Origin of the sequence: Thermoactinomyces sp. FSL K6-2592, from assembly GCF_038006465.1 — a bacterium.
In the GTDB taxonomy this organism is placed as follows: Bacteria; Bacillota; Bacilli; order Thermoactinomycetales; family Thermoactinomycetaceae; genus Thermoactinomyces; species Thermoactinomyces vulgaris.
Genome location: NZ_JBBOVH010000001.1, coordinates 1061958 through 1080653, shown reverse-complemented (window position 1 = coordinate 1080653; position 18696 = coordinate 1061958). Strand labels below are relative to the sequence as shown.

Genomic DNA, 18696 nt, shown 5'->3' with positions numbered 1-18696 from the left:
ACCACTTACTCCTATTAAACCATTTTCCTTTGCGCTGATAAATCCGCTTTCACAGTGGATCAAAAAAACCGGGCAAACGGTGCTTCCATTTCTCCCTGCCCGGATCATCAGCTGTCATCAGGAGTGTTGCAATGCCACTTCAAATTTGATTTCTTTTTCATCCGTAAGATTAGGCTTATAAAGGAGCACATATTTTTCTTTTTGGGGAACATCAAAATAGAGGACGCCTTTTTTCGTCTCCCCTTTTTGCAAATCGGCCTTCATAAACCCGTCATCATAGGAAAAATAACTTTGCAATGCGTTCCCGTCCTCATCATATAAATTAAACGCTTCTACCCCCACACTCACCGGTTCATCCTTCTGGTTGGCCAACTGAAATTGAACCGCCAACACTTTTCCCTTCTCCGGCGGAATATATTTGTTTCCGTTTTTTAAAACGGCGCTTTGGACGGTGATCTCCAGCCCGTCAACAGCCGCGGTTTCACCGGTTTGAAACACTTTTTCCTCTTTGGTCGGTTCTTGTTTCTCCTCGGCATCCGTTTTTTCCTCACTGACCGCCGCGAGATTTTCCGCTTTCGGCTCCGCTTTTTGTCCTTGCGTGGAGCAACCCGTCAACACACCCCCTGCGAACAAAAGCGTTGCCCCCCATAAGATCCATCGCTTCATCCAATCCCTCCTTACCTTGGTCTCCGGATAATTCATTCGTATTGAAATCAAAAGTTTTTGTCCGGACCGGACAACCGGGATTGGATGAAGACACAAAAAGCCCGCTCCCCTCATGGAAATCCCCCCATGAAAAGAAGCGGGCTCCGGCCGGCGTCAATTTTGAAACGGATCTGACACAGCGTATCCGTTTACCAAGCAAAAACCCCTTCGCAAAAGAAGGGGTTCGATTTGGTGGGCAGTATTGGAATCGAACCAACGACCTCTTCCGTGTCAAGGAAGCGCTCTCCCCCTGAGCTAACTGCCCAAGTTTTGAATAGTTTGTGAATAGAAAAGGAAGTGATATGGTGGGCCCAACAGGACTCGAACCTGTGACCGATCGGTTATGAGCCGACTGCTCTACCAACTGAGCTATAGGCCCATTAAAGATGGCGGAGCTGACGGGATTCGAACCCGCGATCTCCTGCGTGACAGGCAGGCATGTTAGGCCTCTACACCACAGCTCCACATTTGGTTGCGGGGACAGGATTTGAACCTGCGACCTTCGGGTTATGAGCCCGACGAGCTACCTGACTGCTCCACCCCGCGTCGTTTTCCGCTTTGTCATCAGCGACATGTTTTAATATACAATAATTCTCTGGAACATGCAAGGGGTTTTTTAAAATTTTTTTCTCCAAATGTACCGCACCCCGTATTTCCCTTTTTTGGAGCGGAATACTTCCACTTCCTCCGGGCTGTCGTAACCATACAGCCACCAATCTTCCTGCATGCGTGTTGCCAGGCAGCGCGCTTGAAACGAACTGTCAAACAATTTGGCCCAATAAATCCACTTTGTCATTTTTCACACCCTCCCTGTATGTCTATTTTTTCCGCGGCGCTTCCTTTTCATGCCTGGATAAACGCATATTTTTGCCTGGTTTCATAACCGTTCAATGTGAAACGCATAAAATAAAACAACCATTGCAACACCTCTACATTCCCTCCTCTGAGCAGGCAGGCCGGATCTTTGCGGCCTGTCTTATTCTTTGCAGACAGATGCGTTCTGCTTAAATAAAAGTTATAATAATAGGAGTCACTATTTTGAGGAGGGATTCAGATGTACTACGGCATTGTTGCCTTTCCACAGAAACATGTCCAAGACAAAGTAAACGCTTTACGAAAACGCTATGATCCGCATTATTCCTTAATTCCCCCGCATATCACTTTAAAAGAGAAATTCGAACTTTCTGACGACAAACTCGAGAAAGCGGTTCAAGATCTGGAGAGAATCGCCAAAGAAGTCAAAGCGTTTCAAATTAAATTCCATAAAATCAGCCACTTTCATCCCACCAGCAACACCATCTATTATGCCATTGAAAATGGAGAGCCTTTGGTCAAATTGCACAATAAAATCAGCGAGGTGTTTGAAAGCGTCGAAGCTCCCTACAAATACATCCCTCATCTCACGATCGGGCAAAAAATGGCGGAAGATGAGTTGCATGATGTTTACGGAAGCTTGCGAATGAAAAATGTGCAAATGGAATCAAAAATTGACCGTTTTCATTTGATGTACCAATTGGAAAACGGTTCTTGGAGCATTCATCAATCTTTCCTGCTGGCCAAGGACTGAGAAAGGAAGGTATGCAATGGCAGACACCACCGTAAAACAAGCGACCGGCTCCAAAGAAATGGAGCTTGTCTATTCGATCCGGACCAAGGTGTTCATCGAGGAACAACAAGTGCCAAAAGACTTGGAAATGGACGAATGGGAAGAAAAATCCGTCCATTTCCTTGCCTGGCTGGAAGACATTCCCGTCGGAACCTGCCGCCTCCGTTTTATTGACCATGATACGGGCAAAGCGGAAAGAGTGGCCGTTTTAAAAGAGTACCGAAAAACCGGTGCCGGCACGAAATTGATGGAGGCATTGGAAACCTTCGCCCGGCAAAAAGGGGCCAAAAAAGTCTTGCTGTATGCGCAAGTCTCCGCGTTGCCCTTTTACGAGAAGTTGGGTTATGTCGCTTTTGGCACCCCGTTTGAAGATGCCGGGATCTTACACATGCGGATGGAAAAAATTTTCTAAAGATAAAGGCGATGTTTTTTCAAGTCCTTTATGACGGAGATGTCTGTTGTGCATGTGCCCAGCGGCGCGTGATACATGGAACCGTTTCGCTCCCCGTGAAAGTCCGAGCCCGCTGTTTTCAGCACTCCCAGTTGATCCGCCAACTCCTCATAATGTCTTTTTTGATCGGCCGGATGATCAGGATGGTTCATCTCTATGCCATCCAATCCTTTCTCCACCAAGAGCGGGATCAAGTCGTCTTGCTCATAAAGACCGGGATGAGCAATGACGGCTGCTCCTCCGCTTTGATGAATGCATTCAATCGCTTCAAACGGAGAAATCCGCTCAACCACCGCATAAGCTTTCCCATCTTTCCCCAAATACTGATCAAACGCTTCGTCCATCGTTTTTACGACGCCTTTATCGATCAATACTTCGGCAATATGCGGCCTCCCCGGATTTTTTCGGGCATTTCTTTTCTTTTTGGCGATGACCTCCTCATAAGTAACCGGAATCCCCAATTCGTTTAAACGGTCAATGATTTTCAAATTGCGTTGATGCCGGGCTTCTTGCTGTTTCTTTAATATTTTGAGGAGACGGTTGTCATACATATCAATATGGTATCCCAGCATGTGAATTTCTTTCCCCTGCCACATTGTACTGATTTCCACACCGGGCACCACTTCAATTCCCCGTTTTCTTCCTTCTGCCCGGGCTTCTTCGATTCCCTCGACGGTATCATGGTCGGTGATGGCGATCCCTTTCAACCCGGCTTCCTCCGCCAGCTGCACCACACCGGCGGGAGAAAACAAGCCATCCGAAGCCGTTGTATGCACATGTAAATCCACTTTCCCCATGCAAAACCCCTCCATTCATTGATTCAAAAAACAAACCGAAACAGCCCCATCCCTTCGCCTTTCATCCAGATCCGCACCGGAACCGTCCGGTTCTTCCGCTTTTCAAAAGACCATGCCTGCATCTTTTGTGCCTGCTCTTTCGTCAAAAAAACAACCGGCTTTAATGGATAAAACCTGACTCCCACCTTGACCGGCCTCAACAAGGCATAGTATGTGCACCCTGTCCCCGGTCCATCCGTCCCGGACCACTCAACACGGCATTCGGCCGCATCTTCCAGCAAAGAGCGAAGCTTCACCGTTTGGCCTTCTTGTTGCATCTCATATAACGAATAATAAGACGCAATCAACTTGGAAGCATATTCCCAATAATCATGAAGCTTGGCTTCTTTCAGTACGAATTCCACCATCCTTTCCTGTTTGACATTAAAATAGTCATACAAAAACCACTGCTGAAATATTTGTTCGGGGAGAATGTCCGCTGTTGATTCTTTGGTGCGTTGGTAACCGGTACATCGCTGAAACCAATAAAGAGCCCGCATCTTTTCCCGGATGGAAATCAACCGCCGGGCCCATTGCTCCACTTCTTGAAGCATGGTTTGAAACTCTTTTTCTTTTTGCCGCTGCCATTGCTCCCGCCAATTCGTAAAGTGAATCATTTCATGGTTGGAATTGGAATGCATCCGGATTCACTCCCTCTGTAACATCAAACACGAAGTCCGGCATGAAATCAAACTCGATGGAGGCATGTCCAGGGGCAAACAACGCATTTCAATCCCTCCTGCGGGCAGGATTTTCATCCGGACAAAGGAATCCAGGCCCGTTGAATTTTGTAGTACAAAAAAAGAGTACCCGCTTCAGACCGGGTACTCTCCTCACTCAACACCTTTTACTTCCGTTTTTTGATCTCCTCTTTCATCCGTTCCGCCAATTGCTTCGGGTCCTGATTGGTTGAACGCGTATTTTCATTCACACCCAACTCACGACCCACTTCATTCATCAGTTCTTCGACCTGTTTTTTATTTTGCCCTTGTTGATTGTTGCGTTGTTGTTTTTGATCTTTTTCCCGTCCAAATAATTGGTTGAGAAAGCGGAACATTCGAAGATCCCCCTTTTGGTTGAGTGATATGCTTATTATTTTCTTTTTTGTTCTTTTGCATACAAAAAAGAAGCCACTCCTTGCTATGGCTTCTTTTTATCATTTCTGACTTATTAGTTGTGCCGGATTGTCAAAAACCACCACCGGATAGACCCCGTCGATCTGCGTAAAATAACAACCCGTTTCATTTTTTGCAAGCTTTCCCCGGATCCAAAAACGCTGTTCTGTTGTAAACGAGGGAACCGCCGACAGATGGACAGGTTTCCATTTCCCTTCCAGATAGACCACCGGTCCGGAAGAAGAAAAAGTAAACATCGACATTTCCTGTTTCTCTTCAACCGTTTCCGGATTCTTTTCAGCCTGACAAATGCCATGATCCAAAAGCCATTTACGCACTTCAACCGCAACCGGCAAGGTACGGATCAAATAAATGTAAACTTTCCGGAACACCGGATAAACGTGAGCCATCTTTTCGCTTTCCAACCAGCGGAAAAAATACTTCAGTGTGTTGAGGAAAACGCGGGAACCCTGAGGTGTGCATTTTCCCTGATCCAAATACCATTTACTGAGAAAATGAATAAACGCCTCTTCATCCAAATGCTCCCAGCGAAACCGGTTTCCGAACCGGGAGGACAGGTATTGGTACAATTTATCGATCGATTGGCTGTACAAAGCTTGCGTCCCTTTTTGGAAAGAAGAAACATATTGAATGAAAAATTGTTCAAATTGCTGCATGACATACAAAGGCAACGTTTCATTTTTCTCCTCCAAGACAGGCCATCCGGAGGTTTTTTCTTCTGAAACTTTTGGCCCTGTTTGAACAGATTTTGAATTTTCCATTTCTTCTGCACGTTGAATGGACCAACCAAAAACTCTCCAACCGTTCTCCCAAGTCGTATACTTATTTTCTTCTTCCAAGTGGTTGTATTTCTCTAGTTGCAAAAGTATCTCCCCTCTCATCTCATGCAAGAAGGATGTATAAGGGCCAATCAGTTCATAATGATTGCCGATTCGGACAAACCGCCCGAAAATCAAAGGTGCCGGCGGATATTCTCCTGCCGGATGCTTCACCGTCATCTCCCCGCCGCCCGTCAGCATCCGATAGACCGCTTTTTGTTCATCAAAATCCAACAACTCGTAACAAGTAAAGCGGGATTGGCAAAAGCTTTTTGCAAGTCGTTTTTGGTAGGGATTTTTTTTCATAAGTGTGGAGGCCCAGATCTCTACGGGACGTTTATGATTCAGGCTGGGTGCATCAAACAACAGCCAAAATCGGAAGAAAGCGGACATGTCGTGCGGAATCGGCTTTTCAGGCGGAATGTTCAGCAACTGCTTAAAACGGTCGACCCAATCCAATTGCATTTCTGGTGGCATGTGTCGATGGAACCATTGATTAAACTCATGCAGCAAATCATTCTTCAGTTGACTTTCCCGATCTTCTCTTGCTTTTTCAGCTACAGACAGAGTCACTACCCTTTCACAACATTTTTTGTACTTTTTTCCACTGCCGCACGGGCAGGATTCATTCCGACCTACCATCGTCACACCTCGGATGAAAGATTCCTTGTTTTCAAGTATAGCTCAATCAGCTACCGAAAACAAAGAAAATATCACAAAATATACCAAATATCTGCTTGCATTTCCCCCATACATCACTTTATTCTCACTAACAATATTCCTCTATCTGAGGAAATTTAAACCAAAATGTGACGGCATGATCGGATGGTTTGAATGCTTCATGGAAGGATGGTGTAGCCGGGGCCGTTTGGAGATCATTGCGAAGGAAACGATGTCTCTTCACCCAAGAAGAACTCCCTGCTATAAAAATAATTCCCTATTCAACAAAAAAAACCTGCAATTCTTTTGATTGCAGGTCCACTTTTTTCTATTTTATTTTAAAATCTTGATCGTTACCGTTCTTCTTCCCCATTGGATCGCTTCACTTCTTGTTTCAAAAAACAAATCGATGATATGGCCTTGCACTGCTCCTCCGGTATCTTCCGCCACTCCATAACCGTAACCCGGAACATACAGTTTTGTTCCCAAAGGAATCACATCCGGATCCACGGCAATGGTTCCACGACGCGGGTATGTACCTGTTGCGGTTCTGCTGCCTGTATGGGTGTAACCAGTGGCCTGAACGGTCAATGTGCCGGCAGACGCCAATTGGGTGTCTTCTTTTTCAGCCAATTCTTCATTCGTGCCAATTTTTACAATTTCTTCGACAGGCTGAACCGTATCCACCAATCTTTGCTTCACCACTTGTTTCCCGTTTTCCTCCATGGGCTCCCCGTTTTTATACATCATGGCGACTTCGTAGATTTTCTTCCCTTTTTTCCCTTCTTGCTCCACTTCTTTTTCGCCTTTGGCCAATTCTTTATCTTCAACTTCCTTGGTTTTATAAGGCACCAGTTCTATTTTTTTCTGAATCCGCTGTTCATAACGATCCACGACGATTTTCACGCCGTCTTTGATTTTCTGATTCAGAGGCTGATTGACTTCATCCCACTCGGAAATTTGAATGTTTTTTTCTTCCAAGACATCACCAACGGTCGTCTTCGAAGTCTCGAACGTTCCCATGTCCTTTCCGCCGACTTGAAGCGAGACTTCACATTTGCAGATCAATTGAACTTGGTTATGTCCTTTAAGAGGTTGGTTCCACTGAATGCTCGGCGAATATTTCCGTTTCAACTCCGCCACATTCAAACCAGCCCCCTCCAACGCCTCTGCCAAAGTATGATCACTTGATTCAAGCTTGATCATTTTGGATTGGTCACTGAACGTGACTTCCACTTGTTGGGAAGACCCGGAACATCCTGCCAGCAGGAGAAAAATCATCGCAAGGCTGCTGAGAAGGGTCTTGTTCATCCAATACCTCCTTCGGTGAGCCTGAAACAATGACTTGATTATAGCAAATGTTCCCGGAATGATCTACGAGTCACCAACTTTTGTCAAATAATCACCCATTTTTATTAAAGATATGTCGCCGGCTTATCCAAGATTCGCCTTTTTTTCTTTCACTTCCTCCCGAATGGATTCTTTTTCACTCGGAGGCTCGGGAACTTCACGCGGAAAATGACGGGCATCGCTCGGAGCATAAATATGAATCGTCAACATTCCTTTCCTGACGCCGGCTTCAATCAAAATCGGTTTGGAAAGCGTATTTTTAAACTTGAAATCTGGCCCTCCCCAGGATACGGTGGCATCCCGGTTTTTGGGCACGTAAGCCACCCGGCGGCTGTGGCTGTTTCGTTCAACAATTTCAAGCCCCGCCATATCAACGGCATTAAACAGAGTGGATGAAGTTTGGCAAATGCCGCCGCCCACCCCTTCGCTGTATTCCCCTTTTACGATGATCTTCGCCATCCGGTATCCCCGCGCTCTGGAACGAATTCCGACAACTTTGTTAAAGGAAAAGGTTTCCCCGGGCATCAGCACATGATGGTCGATGGCTTTGGCGGATAAATAGATATTATGCGAGCGGTTTACATTTCTGTAATTAAAAAATGTGGTATAACTGCCCAATACTTTTTCTTTTAATTGCAATAGTTCCTTCGTGGTAAGTTCCGGCATGGACCACTGAACGGGCAAATCAACCGGGCGATTGATGTAATCATGAATTTCGTCAAACCATAATTTGATTTTTTGGCGGTCCACCTTGACTCCAAGTTGATGAGGAACCACCTTGCGATCCTTGTAGTATGCCGGTTGAGGCTTGCGATTCACCTCTTTTTCGATAGTCTCACGGATTTGATTCATGAGCGCATCCTGATTCAAAGTGGTCGGGTCGATCCCGTCAAAACCGATTTCACGCAAATCCAAACTCCACTCGTTTTCGCCAAACCTCACCATCAACCGGACTTCCGGATCCTTTTTTTCCTGAAAAGACCATGCCGCTTCCGGAAAGAAAAACAAGCTTGACAAAAAAAGAATAAAGAGAAAAATCGGTTTAGTTCGCTTCATAAATGAAACCCCCTTTTTGATCCATAGTTTGCATCAAAAAGGAGGCGGGTATGAAAAAACGGCTAGATGATTTCCCACAAAACATAAAGAAAAAACAAGTTCCATGCAAAGAGCACAGGAACCCCGATGCGAAAAGACCGGTGCAGGGTCTTATGGCGAAAAGCTTTCATCCCCATCCAAACCCCGGTGGCCCCTCCAAAAAAAGACAGCAAAAAAAAGGCGCTTTCTCTGACCCTCCATTTCCGTTTCATGGCTTGGGCTTTATCCCATCCCATCAGCAAAAAACCAAATCCGTTTAAAATCATCCAAGCAAGAATCAATAAAATCATCACCATACTCCGCATATTAACACAGGAACCGGAGGTTGTCGAATTCAGGTTTCCCCCCTTTTTCTTCTGATGCAAGCCTCCACAAAAGCACAAAAGAGACGGTGTGCATCGGCATCCCTTTTCACCATGTCCTCCGGATGCCATTGCACTCCCATCATAAAAGGGTGTTCTTTGCTTTCGAACGCTTCAATGACCCCGTCTTTAGACACGGCCGAAACACGAAAAGGTTCCACGACATTGCGGACCGCTTGATGGTGAAAGCTGTTCACCTTGGCCAGCCCTTTTTGATAAATCGATTGGAGCAAGGTATCTTCCACAATGGTAATGGTGTGGGAAGCATGATCCCTTGGCGCCCGCTGTGCATGCTGCAAAAGGGTTTGCTTTTGGGCGGCAAGGTCCTGGTACATGTCTCCTCCGAGCGCAATGTTTAAGATCTGGCAACCGCGACAAATCCCCAGGATGGGCTTGTTTTGCTCCATGAACTGTTCAATTAACGCGATCTCCATCTCATCGCGGTCCGGAACGATTTCACCCAATCCGGGATGCGGCTCTTCATCAAACAAGGTCGGATCGATATCCCCTCCCCCGGTCAAAATCAATCCATCCAATTTTAAGCTCAGTTGTTGAATCACGTGATCTTCCACGGTATAGGGAATGACCAGGGCGATCCCTCCGGCTTCAAACACCGCATCACTGTAAGCTTTGGAAAGATATTGTTTGATCTCGTTTTCCAAAGACATCGTCAGTCCGATGAGCGGTTTCATTTTTGCCTCCCCCTTTCTTTTTTGATCTTAACTTATTTCCTGATTTTACGAAAGAATCAAATTTTTTATCCCCGAAAAAACTCCAGACGGATTTGCCCGGAGTTTCACTCATGTTATTGGGATTCGGCTTTTGTACGGTCGTCAAAGAGGAAGCGAATCGCATAAATCCCCGCAATCCCGACCAGGGCATAAATGATGCGGCTGAGAAAGGAGGATTCCCTGAAAGCTTCGCCTCCGAAAATGGCCGATACCAAATCCCATTGAAAAAGTCCTACCAACAACCAGTTTAATGCGCCAATAATCACCAAGATCAAAGCTAATTTTCTCATGAGGTCCCTCCTTTAACTTGGGATCAGCAATAGTATCACAAAAAAAAGCGGGATTTATACATGGAATTGGAAAAATGCCGGAAACCCGTTTTCCGTGCCAATGAAAAAGCCATCCTTTTTTAAGGATGGCTGTTCTTTAAGCATTGAGAACGTTTTGTTTCTCTGCTTCTTGTTTTTTATAATACTCTTCCGCGAGCTTGTCGATTTCTTTTTTAAGTTCTTCAACCATTTTCTCTTCGGGAATTTTGCGGATAATCTTGCCGTGACGGAACAGCAATCCTTCTCCACGGGCCCCGGCAATTCCGATATCCGCTTCTTTAGCTTCACCCGGACCGTTTACGGCACATCCCAACACAGACACTTTGATGGGCGCTTGGATATTTGCAATGTACTCTTCAATCTCGTTGGCAATGGAGATCAAATCGATCTCGATCCGGCCGCAGGTGGGACAAGAAATCAAAGTGGCGGCATTGGCTGCCAATCCGAACGATTTCAGCAATTCGCGGGCCACTTTCACTTCCTCCACCGGATCGGCACTCAGGCTGATCCGAATAGTGTTTCCGATTCCCATCGCCAAGAGTGCACCCAAACCGGCCGAACTTTTCACCGTTCCGGAAAACAACGTTCCCGATTCAGTGATTCCCAAATGCAAAGGATAATCAAATGTTTCGGCCGCCAATTTATATGCATCAATCGCCAACCGGACATCCGAGGCTTTTAACGAAACGATAATATCATGAAAATCCAACTCTTCCAAAATGCCGATATGGTACAATGCGCTCTCAATCATGCCTTCTGCCGTCGGGTAGCCGTATTTCTCCAAGATGCGTTTTTCCAAAGATCCGGCATTCACACCAATCCGAATGGGAATCCCTCGTTCCTTGGCGGCTTTGACGACCGCTTCCACTTTTTCGCGGCGGCCGATGTTTCCCGGATTGATACGGATTTTGTCAATCCCGCCTTCAATCGCTTTTAATGCCAACTTATAATCAAAATGAATATCCGCAACCAAGGGGACATTCACTTCTTTTTTAATCAACGGAATGGCCTCTGCCGCACGCTGATCGGGACAAGCCACGCGTACAATCTGGCATCCGGCTTCTTCCAGCTTCTGAATCTGCTCAACGGTTGCTTTGACGTCATGGGTTTTGGTTGTGGTCATGCTTTGTATCACAACTTGGTCGTTTCCCCCGATTTGGATATTTCCCACTTTTACCGGTCGGGTTTTTGTACGATGTACCATCAAGGATTCGCTCCTTTTAAATATAGGTAAATCTATAATCGATTAATAAGGTCGAAACTCAATTATAAAGTATAACACAGAACAAAAAGAAAAGGAGCTTCACTCCCGCTCCTTTTTGTGAAGTTGTTCCGTTTGCTTTTCTTCGTAAGCAATCAGGGCCACATGGCTTCCGGTCTTTTCATGAAGTTCCCGTTCCCATTTTTGAATTTGCTCCAACAACTTCGGCTCCTGTTTCAAATTCATCAACCGGTAATTATTTTCCACTTTGCTTCCCTCGCAATCTGCTTCGTTGTTTGTCAATGGTCATTTTCATCGAGAAAGGGATCAATCCAAACCAGCGGACACTCCAAGGTTCTTTTCGCGATTGTTTCAATTTCTTCCGTTCGGTCCGGGGGGTTTCAAGATACCAGATGAATCTTTCCAACAAATAGGTAAACCAATCCCTGAATGACATTGAATCACCTCAGCCTTTAGCATGGCCCGGCACAAAAAACTTTAAACCAGGAAATACCGGTTTACCGGATCCACCGCGAAACAGCATAGGTATCCGGATGGAGAAAGGCCTCCACGGTTTGCACCACTCCCTGTTCCCCCCACGTGGTGGCTTGTACATGGACACGGGACGGCTTGACTTCCACTTTTACCAAGACATACCGGTCCTCCACCTGAATCATGGTTTCATCCGGCGCGTCTGCCCGGTTTTGCCCGTTCAACCGCAATTGTTGCTGGACGACGGCGATCCCGCTTTCAGCCACATACCGGCTTTTCACTCTTTCCTGATACAGCGTTTGCATATTTCTCACCTGAACCATTTGCGAAACCGACAGCATGATCAGCGTGAATAAAAACGTCACGACCATGAGGGTGACCGGCAGAGCCATGCCGCACTCACCGGGATGGGTCTTCCTCCTGTGACCGTTTTGAAAAGTACGTTTGAAATTCCTGATGGGCATACCAGTTTTGCAATCCGACATCCGACTTCACCCCGTTTCCATCCGGTAAAAAATGCGCATAATAAACATGGTTCAGAACAATGGTCGTGCCCCTGAAACCCCTGTCTTCCGGCTTTTTGACGCTTCGGATCAAGCGCCGGTCTTTCAGCATGTAGCGAATCATCACTTGTTGATCCTGCTCAATGTATAACACGCCATCCGTTTCCCGAAAATGAACTCCTTTTTGGACGTCTTTTTCCAGCCATACCAGAAAAGACAGGTAATCCATCTCCAACCGGGAGTGATGAATCATTTCTTTGATTTCTTTCTCGGTGGTTGAGGACACAAAAAACAAGGCCGGCAGAAAAACGATCAAAGCGGACAAAACAATACAAAATTCAATATATGTAAATCCGGCTTCTTTTTTCACGGGTAAAACCGGTGGGTGAACCATCGCCGGTTTTCGGTTTTTCCATCGAATCCTTCCCATTCAGCCTTCAACTCCAATTGATATAAGAAAGGTTGCACCTTTTTGCAATCCCAGCGCATAAGGATTTCTTTTTGCGGGATCTTGCGGCTTTTTACTTTTTCTTGCCCCTTGCATTGCCCTGGATCGGCATGTTGAAGCTCTTCCATTTTGCTTTGCATGGCCTCTGATATCTCCATCTGCAACATTTGTGAAGCATAGTGCATCCGCATTTCTTTCATCACAGGCAAAGCAAAAAACACAAACACCCCCAGGACAAAGCCGGCACTGACCAGTTCGGCCAGCGAATATCCGCTTGAGCTGTTGAAACGGTCAGACGGCATTGACGAACACCTCGATCATCGGCAGTCCTGAAGCCACTTGAATCACAATGCGGCCGACGGGCTTGTCTTTTACATAAAAAGTGACCGTGCCACCGCGCACCTGTCCCGTTTCCCGGAAAGTGAGCCGTTGCCCCGGATAGTTGCTGTCCAACCGGTATGGCGGAGGGATATCCATTTTCCTTAATATCGTCCCATCCTCGATCACTTTCACTTCCTTTGCTTCCCACTGCACTGTCACTTCCGCTTGTCTCGTGACAGCTTCCATTTGCGCCAGTTGCAGTTGGGTCGCAAGCTCCTCGATCAACAGCTTTCTTTCCACCCGCTCCCCCAGCGACATGACCGCGGGAACACACAAAGCGGCCAACAATCCAAACAAAAACAAAGCAAAAATAACTTCGATCAGCGTCCATCCCGCTTGGCCGCCCGACTTTCCGTCATTTGGCATGACAAGTGACTCTCCGTTCAAAAGGAAGATTTGGTTCTGGATGGATCACATATTTCCCGTTTCCGGACGGACATGGTGGGATGGAACGCAAATAACCCCTTTTCACCAATTCTTCAACCGTCGGATATTCCCCGTACTCCAAAAAATACTGATCCGCTTGGGCCGCAATCATTTGCCGGTTGGCCAGATCCGCTTTCTCCTGTGCTTTTAATCCCGCCGCTTTCAAATTGGGAATGGCAATTGCCAAAATCAAACCGATAATAAACAGGACAACCAACATTTCAATCAGAGTAAACCCGTTTTCTCCATGCGAACGACGGACATTCATGTTCCTCCCCCTTTCGTTTTTTCAGAGCGCCTGCACCAGTTTTACAACCGGCAAAAACAAAGCAACCACCGAGACTGCAATCATAAGGCCGATCACAAAAATACAAACAGGCTCAATGCTTTTGGCCACCCGTTCCAACTTGTAACGGATCATCATTTCGGTCCCGTCCGCCAGATTGGTCAAGGTTTCCACCAATTTCCCCGATTCTTCGGCAATGGCAACCAACCGGGGCAAAGAAGGCAAAAAGAAATATTTGCCCTTTTGGCTCAAGGCACCAGCAAAAGATTTCCCCGTCAACAGTTCTTTGTTCACCCGGTTCAGGTAGTGAACGAGCACCGGCCATGGTGTGTGTTTTTGGATCAACTGCAGGGCATCCACCAACGAAACCCCGGCTTTTAAAAGAGAAGACAGCTGAATGGTCAAAAAATGAGTGTGCCGGTACCGGCAAATCTGCCGGACCAACGGCAAACGGATCCAGCAGGCTCCCCACCAAACCCGGACCGGAAAAGGGCTCAACCGAAGGATGAAACCCACGGCCACCACCAGAAGGATGAGAAGCATCCCCCCTGCCAAAAGCTGCGGCATCGCATCATAAACCCGAAACAAACGGCGTGTAACCAGCGGCATGGAAATATTCATGGATGCATACAGATGGGAAAACCTCGGCATCACCACTGCAAACATAAAGACAAAAGCGCAAACGGCAAGGAGAAAAACGATCGCCGGATAAGTGCATGCTTTTTTGACTTCCCGCTGCCAATTGGCTTTAGTTGCATAGTAAGAAGCACAGCGCTTAAACCCCGATACGTAATCCCCGTGTTCTTCCGCCGCCCGCACAAAGGCGATGTAAATCGGCGGAAAATTGAGTTTTTTCAAAGCAGCGGACAACGATTGCCCTTTTTGCAGCAACCCGTTCAGCCGTTGATAAACCGGTTCGTCGATCAAACGTTGTGCCGCCAGCAATTCCAAACAGGCCAATAATGGTATTCCGCTTTCCAACAGATGTCCCATTTGTTGGCTAAACACCATGTACTGCTCCGCATTCCACCGTTTCCTTATCCACAACATCCCCATCGACCTTCCTCACCCGTTCTTCCAGTGTCGTTTCGCCTTGACGGACATACTCCTTCATCCTGTCTTCCAGCGTTTTCATCCCCGAATCTTTCATCGTCTTGCGAATTTTCATCCATGTATTTTGACGGGCAATCTGCCCGGCCAGATCATCACTCATCTCCAGCACTTCAAAGATTCCCGTTCTTCCCTGGTACCCGGTTTGCCGGCAATGATGGCACCCCTCACCGCCACAGCCGGTGCAGATCCGCCGCACGAGCCTTTGCGCAATCACCCCAATGAGCGATGCGGCCAGGCGGTACGGTTCCACTTTCAAATCAAGCAAACGTATCACGGCTCCCGCCGCATCGGGCGTGTGTAACGTCGTCAAAACCAGATGGCCGGTCAATGCGGCACTCACGGCAATCTTTGCCACTTCCTCATCCCGGATTTCCCCGATCATGATCACATCCGGATCTTGCCTCATCACCGCCCGCAATACGCAGGCATAAGTGAGGCCGGATTTGGGATGGATCTGCACTTGATTGATCCCGTCCAGTTGCAATTCAACCGGATCTTCCAAAGAAACAATGTTGGTCCGGTTTTGATTCAATGTCTGCAACAAGGTGTAAAGCGTCGTGGTTTTGCCTGAGCCAGTGGGGCCGGTGACAACCATGAGGCCGCTGTTCTTGCTTAACAGATGCCTCACTTTTTGTTGCTGGTCGCTCTCCATCCCCAACTCTTCCATGGTGAAAGGATTCTCGCGAAGGCGAAGAAGCCGCATCACCACTTTCTCCCCGTAAATCGTCGGCAGGGTGGATACCCTGATCTCAAGCGGTTGTTTGTTCCGCTCAAAAACAAAAACCCCGTCCTGCGGAAGGCGTTTTTCCCCGATATCCAACCGGCTCATCACTTTGATCCTTGAGACAATCGCTGTCGCATGGAAGAGATCCACCCTTCCGGTCTCCGTCAATTGTCCGTCCACCCGCATGCGGATGCGCAATGCATCCTGTTGCGGTTCAATATGGACATCACTTGCCCGGAGCTGCACGGCCTGATGCAACAATTGATTGATGTAAGAAGCTATGTCCACGCTGAATACCCCTTTCCCCATGCAAACGACATATTTTTACAATTTCCCCTTTAAAAGGGAAGATCCTCCTGAATTTTGTCATTTTTTTGATTTTGGTTGTTTTCGATTTTTTTCTCTTTTATGCCTTGTGCGATGTATAAAACGGTCCGGATGGATCCATTCTAAGAATGAAAGCAATGGGGAATAGCCAAGTGGTAAGGCAACGGACTTTGACTCCGTGATGCGCAGGTTCGAATCCTGCTTCCCCAGCCAAAAAAGATTGGCTCCTTTTAACCGGAAAAAGCCGGCTCATCCGCAACAACGGACAAGCCGGCTTTTGATTTACACTGTTTTGGTTCTATGTTTCCACGCATAGCCGCTGATAACGACAATCGCTGCCAGCGCCACCGGGATGATCATGTTCAAGACATCCAGCCCGGCTAGCAATTGATGAACGAACGGGTCTTCCACGATCAATTGTCCGCCCGTGTACCCGAGTACGGCGGCTCCGACATAGAGCAGCCAGGGAAACCGGTTCAGCAATCCGGCAATGATATTGCTTCCCCACATGATGATCGGAATGCTCAATGCCAGTCCCATCAATACGAGAAAAACATTCCCGTGGGAAGCGCCGGCAACTGCCAATACATTATCCAGACTCATCACCACATCAGCGATGATGATGGTTTTAATGGCACTTTTCAAAGTGTCCCCGGCATGGACATCCACTCCGTCATCTTCCTCAACCAATAATTTCACCGCAATGCCAATCAACAAGATTCCGCCCACGGTCATCAACAGAGGAATGTTCAACAAATATGCGGCCACGACCGTCAGGGTGGACCGTAACAACACGGCGATACCCGCACCGAACACGATCGCTTTTTTCCTTTGTGCCGGCGGCAGTTTGCGTGCAGCCATCCCGATCACAACCGCGTTATCCCCGCTCAAAATCAAATCGATGATGATAATATTAAAAAAAGCAAGCCATAAGGCAGGCTCCATCCAACTCGTATCCATGTCGACTCTCCTTTTCGGTATCTGCTCCTTTATACGATAACACAAATTTTCATCCGATGAGACGTTGTCAAAAAGCATCCACAGAATTGAAAAGATACCGTATCACACGCACGGTCAAGTTGGGGACCCATTGCATCGAATAGGAAATTTCCAACCGTTCCCATTTTTTGTGAGCGTCTTTTCCGTAAGGACCGATGTTGATCACCGGGACATCCAGCTGCCGGATGGCCTCCATGTCCATATGGTATTTTGCCCCCCACACCGGCATGTTTTTTTCAAACGTTTGAATTTCCCGTTCATCATCGCTCATTGCCACAAAGCTCATATCCGAAATGTACGGAAAAAATTTGCGCACTTTGATCTTTTTCTCCTGCAAAGGCTCAATCTCTTTGACCGATTTTTCTACGGCCCGGATCAGGCGGAGATCACGCGGATCTTTTTCATTTAAAACCACACGGGGAATATAAGGAGCCGCATAAAAAAGAATCACCGCCGGTTCATCGTCGCCGCCCCATTTCCACAACTCCTCCACCATCCGCAGCGAATGCTCGCGGACATCCATGTTTTCCTGATTCAGCATGTTACGGGTCAATCGCAAGACTTCCTGTTCGAATTCCTGTCCGTGTTTTTCCCGGCATTTCCGGTAAAACTCCTCATATGTATAAACACGCGGCTTCCAGTCAATGTCCCGGTACGGACGGCGTCTCAATTCATGATACCGGCGCGACCGGCCCCGAAACTTCATGACGGCTGATTCAAAGGCGTCAATAGCCACCTGCTTCAACTTTTCCAGCACATCCCTCGGCGACCAACTGTGAACGAAAAAATTATAGTAGACCAGTGCGGTTTTGGGCGTTTGCACATCATATTGTTTTTTTAGGTCCGTTTGTTTCAATGAAACCGGGGGCAAAGTAATTTCGCCAAACATTTCATCGCACAAATCGGTTTGGTAATCGATTCGCGCCGTTAACTCCGACGCAATCAAGTTGGGATCAAATCCTTCAAATGCCTGCCCCACATGGGTCTCCTTGCCCACGATATAAAAAGCCGGCAACAATTTACCGACCGTCCCCAGATAAATATAGCGGTCGCGATCCCCCGGAAATCGGGGCGATGTGTAATCCGAATTGATTGCCGCAATATAAGTAAGATTTTCTTCCCTTCCCCATTTCAAGATATCGGAAAGGGCAGACAGGATCCCGCGCGAATTCCGTTCTTCATCACAAGCGGCCACAAACAGCAAATTCCCATTCAATAAATGCCGGTTCCGGGCAAAGTACCGGACAATCGCCAAATGAATGGCAATCCCGCTTTTCATGTCCAGCACCCCGCGTCCGCCGATGTAATCTTCGGTGTCAAGATCTTTTTTCACTTCTTCCGGCAGTTTGCTCTTTTTCCACTCTTCCAATAATTGTTCCGGCGAAAAAGCAAGATTCATCCACTTCCCGTAATCTTCCACTCCCACCGTATCCATGTGCCCCATCAATATCACGGTTTCGCTTTCATTCTCTTTGCCGCCTTTCAGCAAAGCGAGCACATTATATCTTTCCAGGTCATCCTGCCGGGTCGGCGTCATCTGCAAATACTCCGGATGTTCTTGAAAATAAGGGGTCTCTTGCAATATTTCATAAATCAGATAAGCCATGTCCCGTTCACCGAAAGTTCCGACAATACTGGGGTGTTCAACCAATTTTTTTGTCAATCGGTATACTTCCTCTTGAAATGGAATCATACATCGGACCCCCGTTTCGGTCAT

Annotated in this window: 25 protein-coding genes and 5 tRNA genes; 3 read left to right on the top strand and 27 right to left on the bottom strand. The window is 47.1% G+C overall.

Annotated elements, in window-relative coordinates; translation table 11 throughout:
- Window positions 1-117 precede the first annotated feature (117 nt).
- From NYE37_RS05815 to NYE37_RS05790, 6 genes are all read right to left on the bottom strand, one after another.
- Window positions 118-666, bottom strand: coding sequence for a DUF4352 domain-containing protein (locus NYE37_RS05815; RefSeq protein ID WP_049720313.1), 549 nt, complete (start codon window positions 664-666; stop codon window positions 118-120).
- Window positions 667-895: 229 nt separating this feature from the next.
- Window positions 896-970, bottom strand: a tRNA-Val gene (locus NYE37_RS05810).
- A 38-nt stretch (window positions 971-1008) separates the two neighbouring features.
- Window positions 1009-1084 (bottom strand) — tRNA-Ile (locus tag NYE37_RS05805).
- 8 nt (window positions 1085-1092) lie between these two features.
- Window positions 1093-1169: transfer RNA gene (locus NYE37_RS05800), tRNA-Asp, on the bottom strand.
- Window positions 1170-1174: 5 nt separating this feature from the next.
- Window positions 1175-1251, bottom strand: a tRNA-Met gene (locus tag NYE37_RS05795).
- Window positions 1252-1321: 70 nt separating this feature from the next.
- Window positions 1322-1501: a hypothetical protein gene (locus tag NYE37_RS05790; RefSeq protein ID WP_037995063.1), complete on the bottom strand. Its 180-nt coding sequence runs from the start codon at window positions 1499-1501 to the stop codon at window positions 1322-1324.
- 258 nt (window positions 1502-1759) lie between these two features.
- On the opposite strand from NYE37_RS05790, the gene NYE37_RS05785 reads away from it, so the two are divergent.
- Window positions 1760-2272, top strand: a complete 513-nt coding sequence (locus NYE37_RS05785; RefSeq protein WP_037995065.1) for a 2'-5' RNA ligase family protein — start codon at window positions 1760-1762, stop codon at window positions 2270-2272.
- A gap of 16 nt (window positions 2273-2288) precedes the next feature.
- Window positions 2289-2723 (top strand): GNAT family N-acetyltransferase, encoded by a 435-nt coding sequence (locus NYE37_RS05780; RefSeq protein WP_049720314.1) that lies wholly within the window; start codon window positions 2289-2291, stop codon window positions 2721-2723.
- Here NYE37_RS05780 and NYE37_RS05775 read toward each other — a convergent pair.
- The 19 genes from NYE37_RS05775 to NYE37_RS05685 form a co-directional block, all read right to left on the bottom strand.
- The gene (locus NYE37_RS05775; RefSeq protein ID WP_049720315.1) at window positions 2720-3559 is read right to left on the bottom strand and encodes a PHP domain-containing protein; all 840 of its coding nucleotides are present in this window, start codon (window positions 3557-3559) and stop codon (window positions 2720-2722) included. The two genes, NYE37_RS05780 and NYE37_RS05775, sit on opposite strands and share 4 nt — an antisense overlap.
- 23 nt (window positions 3560-3582) lie before the next feature.
- Window positions 3583-4239 carry a hypothetical protein gene (locus tag NYE37_RS05770; RefSeq protein WP_049720316.1) on the bottom strand — a complete coding sequence of 219 codons (657 nt, stop codon included), beginning with the start codon at window positions 4237-4239 and terminating at the stop codon, window positions 3583-3585.
- A gap of 206 nt (window positions 4240-4445) precedes the next feature.
- Window positions 4446-4655, bottom strand: a complete 210-nt coding sequence (locus tag NYE37_RS05765; RefSeq protein WP_037995073.1) for a hypothetical protein — start codon at window positions 4653-4655, stop codon at window positions 4446-4448.
- 99 nt (window positions 4656-4754) lie between these two features.
- Complete coding sequence (locus tag NYE37_RS05760; protein ID WP_165489698.1) at window positions 4755-6125, bottom strand: hypothetical protein; 1371 nt, start codon at window positions 6123-6125, stop codon at window positions 4755-4757.
- Between the two features lie 420 nt (window positions 6126-6545).
- Window positions 6546-7523, bottom strand: coding sequence for a 3D domain-containing protein (locus NYE37_RS05750; protein ID WP_049720318.1), 978 nt, complete (start codon window positions 7521-7523; stop codon window positions 6546-6548).
- A gap of 123 nt (window positions 7524-7646) precedes the next feature.
- Entirely contained in the window at window positions 7647-8618 is a 972-nt protein-coding gene (locus NYE37_RS05745; protein WP_236533727.1) for a VanW family protein, read from the bottom strand.
- A 62-nt stretch (window positions 8619-8680) separates the two neighbouring features.
- A complete protein-coding gene (locus tag NYE37_RS05740) occupies window positions 8681-8947 on the bottom strand; it encodes a DUF1294 domain-containing protein (protein ID WP_049720320.1) in 267 nt (88 codons plus the stop codon).
- 44 nt (window positions 8948-8991) lie between these two features.
- Entirely contained in the window at window positions 8992-9711 is a 720-nt protein-coding gene (locus tag NYE37_RS05735) for a gamma-glutamyl-gamma-aminobutyrate hydrolase family protein (protein WP_037995080.1), read from the bottom strand.
- A 113-nt stretch (window positions 9712-9824) separates the two neighbouring features.
- On the bottom strand, window positions 9825-10040 hold the full coding sequence (locus tag NYE37_RS05730; protein WP_037995082.1) for a DUF378 domain-containing protein: 216 nt from the start codon (window positions 10038-10040) through the stop codon (window positions 9825-9827).
- Window positions 10041-10176: 136 nt separating this feature from the next.
- Window positions 10177-11283 carry a flavodoxin-dependent (E)-4-hydroxy-3-methylbut-2-enyl-diphosphate synthase gene (ispG, locus tag NYE37_RS05725; RefSeq protein WP_037995084.1) on the bottom strand — a complete coding sequence of 369 codons (1107 nt, stop codon included), beginning with the start codon at window positions 11281-11283 and terminating at the stop codon, window positions 10177-10179.
- A gap of 99 nt (window positions 11284-11382) precedes the next feature.
- Window positions 11383-11547 (bottom strand): hypothetical protein, encoded by a 165-nt coding sequence (locus NYE37_RS05720; RefSeq protein ID WP_156097725.1) that lies wholly within the window; start codon window positions 11545-11547, stop codon window positions 11383-11385.
- Window positions 11537-11737 carry a YqzE family protein gene (locus tag NYE37_RS13990; protein WP_037995087.1) on the bottom strand — a complete coding sequence of 67 codons (201 nt, stop codon included), beginning with the start codon at window positions 11735-11737 and terminating at the stop codon, window positions 11537-11539. The genes NYE37_RS05720 and NYE37_RS13990 overlap by 11 nt, the downstream gene beginning before the upstream one ends.
- A 61-nt stretch (window positions 11738-11798) precedes the next feature.
- Window positions 11799-12164, bottom strand: a complete 366-nt coding sequence (locus NYE37_RS05715; protein WP_049720321.1) for a hypothetical protein — start codon at window positions 12162-12164, stop codon at window positions 11799-11801.
- Between the two features lie 7 nt (window positions 12165-12171).
- Window positions 12172-12705, bottom strand: a complete 534-nt coding sequence (locus NYE37_RS05710) for a hypothetical protein (protein WP_131470921.1) — start codon at window positions 12703-12705, stop codon at window positions 12172-12174.
- Window positions 12642-13025, bottom strand: coding sequence for a hypothetical protein (locus tag NYE37_RS05705; protein WP_037995093.1), 384 nt, complete (start codon window positions 13023-13025; stop codon window positions 12642-12644). The genes NYE37_RS05710 and NYE37_RS05705 overlap by 64 nt, the downstream gene beginning before the upstream one ends.
- Entirely contained in the window at window positions 13015-13470 is a 456-nt protein-coding gene (locus tag NYE37_RS05700) for a GspH/FimT family pseudopilin (RefSeq protein WP_037995095.1), read from the bottom strand. Before NYE37_RS05700 ends, NYE37_RS05705 begins: the two co-directional genes overlap by 11 nt.
- The gene (locus NYE37_RS05695; protein WP_049720324.1) at window positions 13460-13798 is read right to left on the bottom strand and encodes a competence type IV pilus major pilin ComGC; all 339 of its coding nucleotides are present in this window, start codon (window positions 13796-13798) and stop codon (window positions 13460-13462) included. Before NYE37_RS05695 ends, NYE37_RS05700 begins: the two co-directional genes overlap by 11 nt.
- 21 nt (window positions 13799-13819) lie before the next feature.
- Window positions 13820-14866 (bottom strand): type II secretion system F family protein, encoded by a 1047-nt coding sequence (locus NYE37_RS05690; RefSeq protein ID WP_165489736.1) that lies wholly within the window; start codon window positions 14864-14866, stop codon window positions 13820-13822.
- Window positions 14817-15941: a GspE/PulE family protein gene (locus NYE37_RS05685; RefSeq protein ID WP_340711870.1), complete on the bottom strand. Its 1125-nt coding sequence runs from the start codon at window positions 15939-15941 to the stop codon at window positions 14817-14819. The genes NYE37_RS05690 and NYE37_RS05685 overlap by 50 nt, the downstream gene beginning before the upstream one ends.
- A 177-nt stretch (window positions 15942-16118) precedes the next feature.
- On the opposite strand from NYE37_RS05685, the gene NYE37_RS05680 reads away from it, so the two are divergent.
- Window positions 16119-16193 (top strand) — tRNA-Gln (locus tag NYE37_RS05680).
- Window positions 16194-16262: 69 nt separating this feature from the next.
- On the opposite strand, the gene NYE37_RS05675 is transcribed toward NYE37_RS05680, so the two are convergent.
- Together NYE37_RS05675 and NYE37_RS05670 are read right to left on the bottom strand one after the other, a co-directional pair.
- Window positions 16263-16940 carry a TerC family protein gene (locus NYE37_RS05675; protein WP_231564635.1) on the bottom strand — a complete coding sequence of 226 codons (678 nt, stop codon included), beginning with the start codon at window positions 16938-16940 and terminating at the stop codon, window positions 16263-16265.
- A 67-nt stretch (window positions 16941-17007) separates the two neighbouring features.
- Window positions 17008-18672, bottom strand: a complete 1665-nt coding sequence (locus tag NYE37_RS05670; protein ID WP_049720405.1) for a M20/M25/M40 family metallo-hydrolase — start codon at window positions 18670-18672, stop codon at window positions 17008-17010.
- Window positions 18673-18696: the final 24 nt, after the last annotated feature.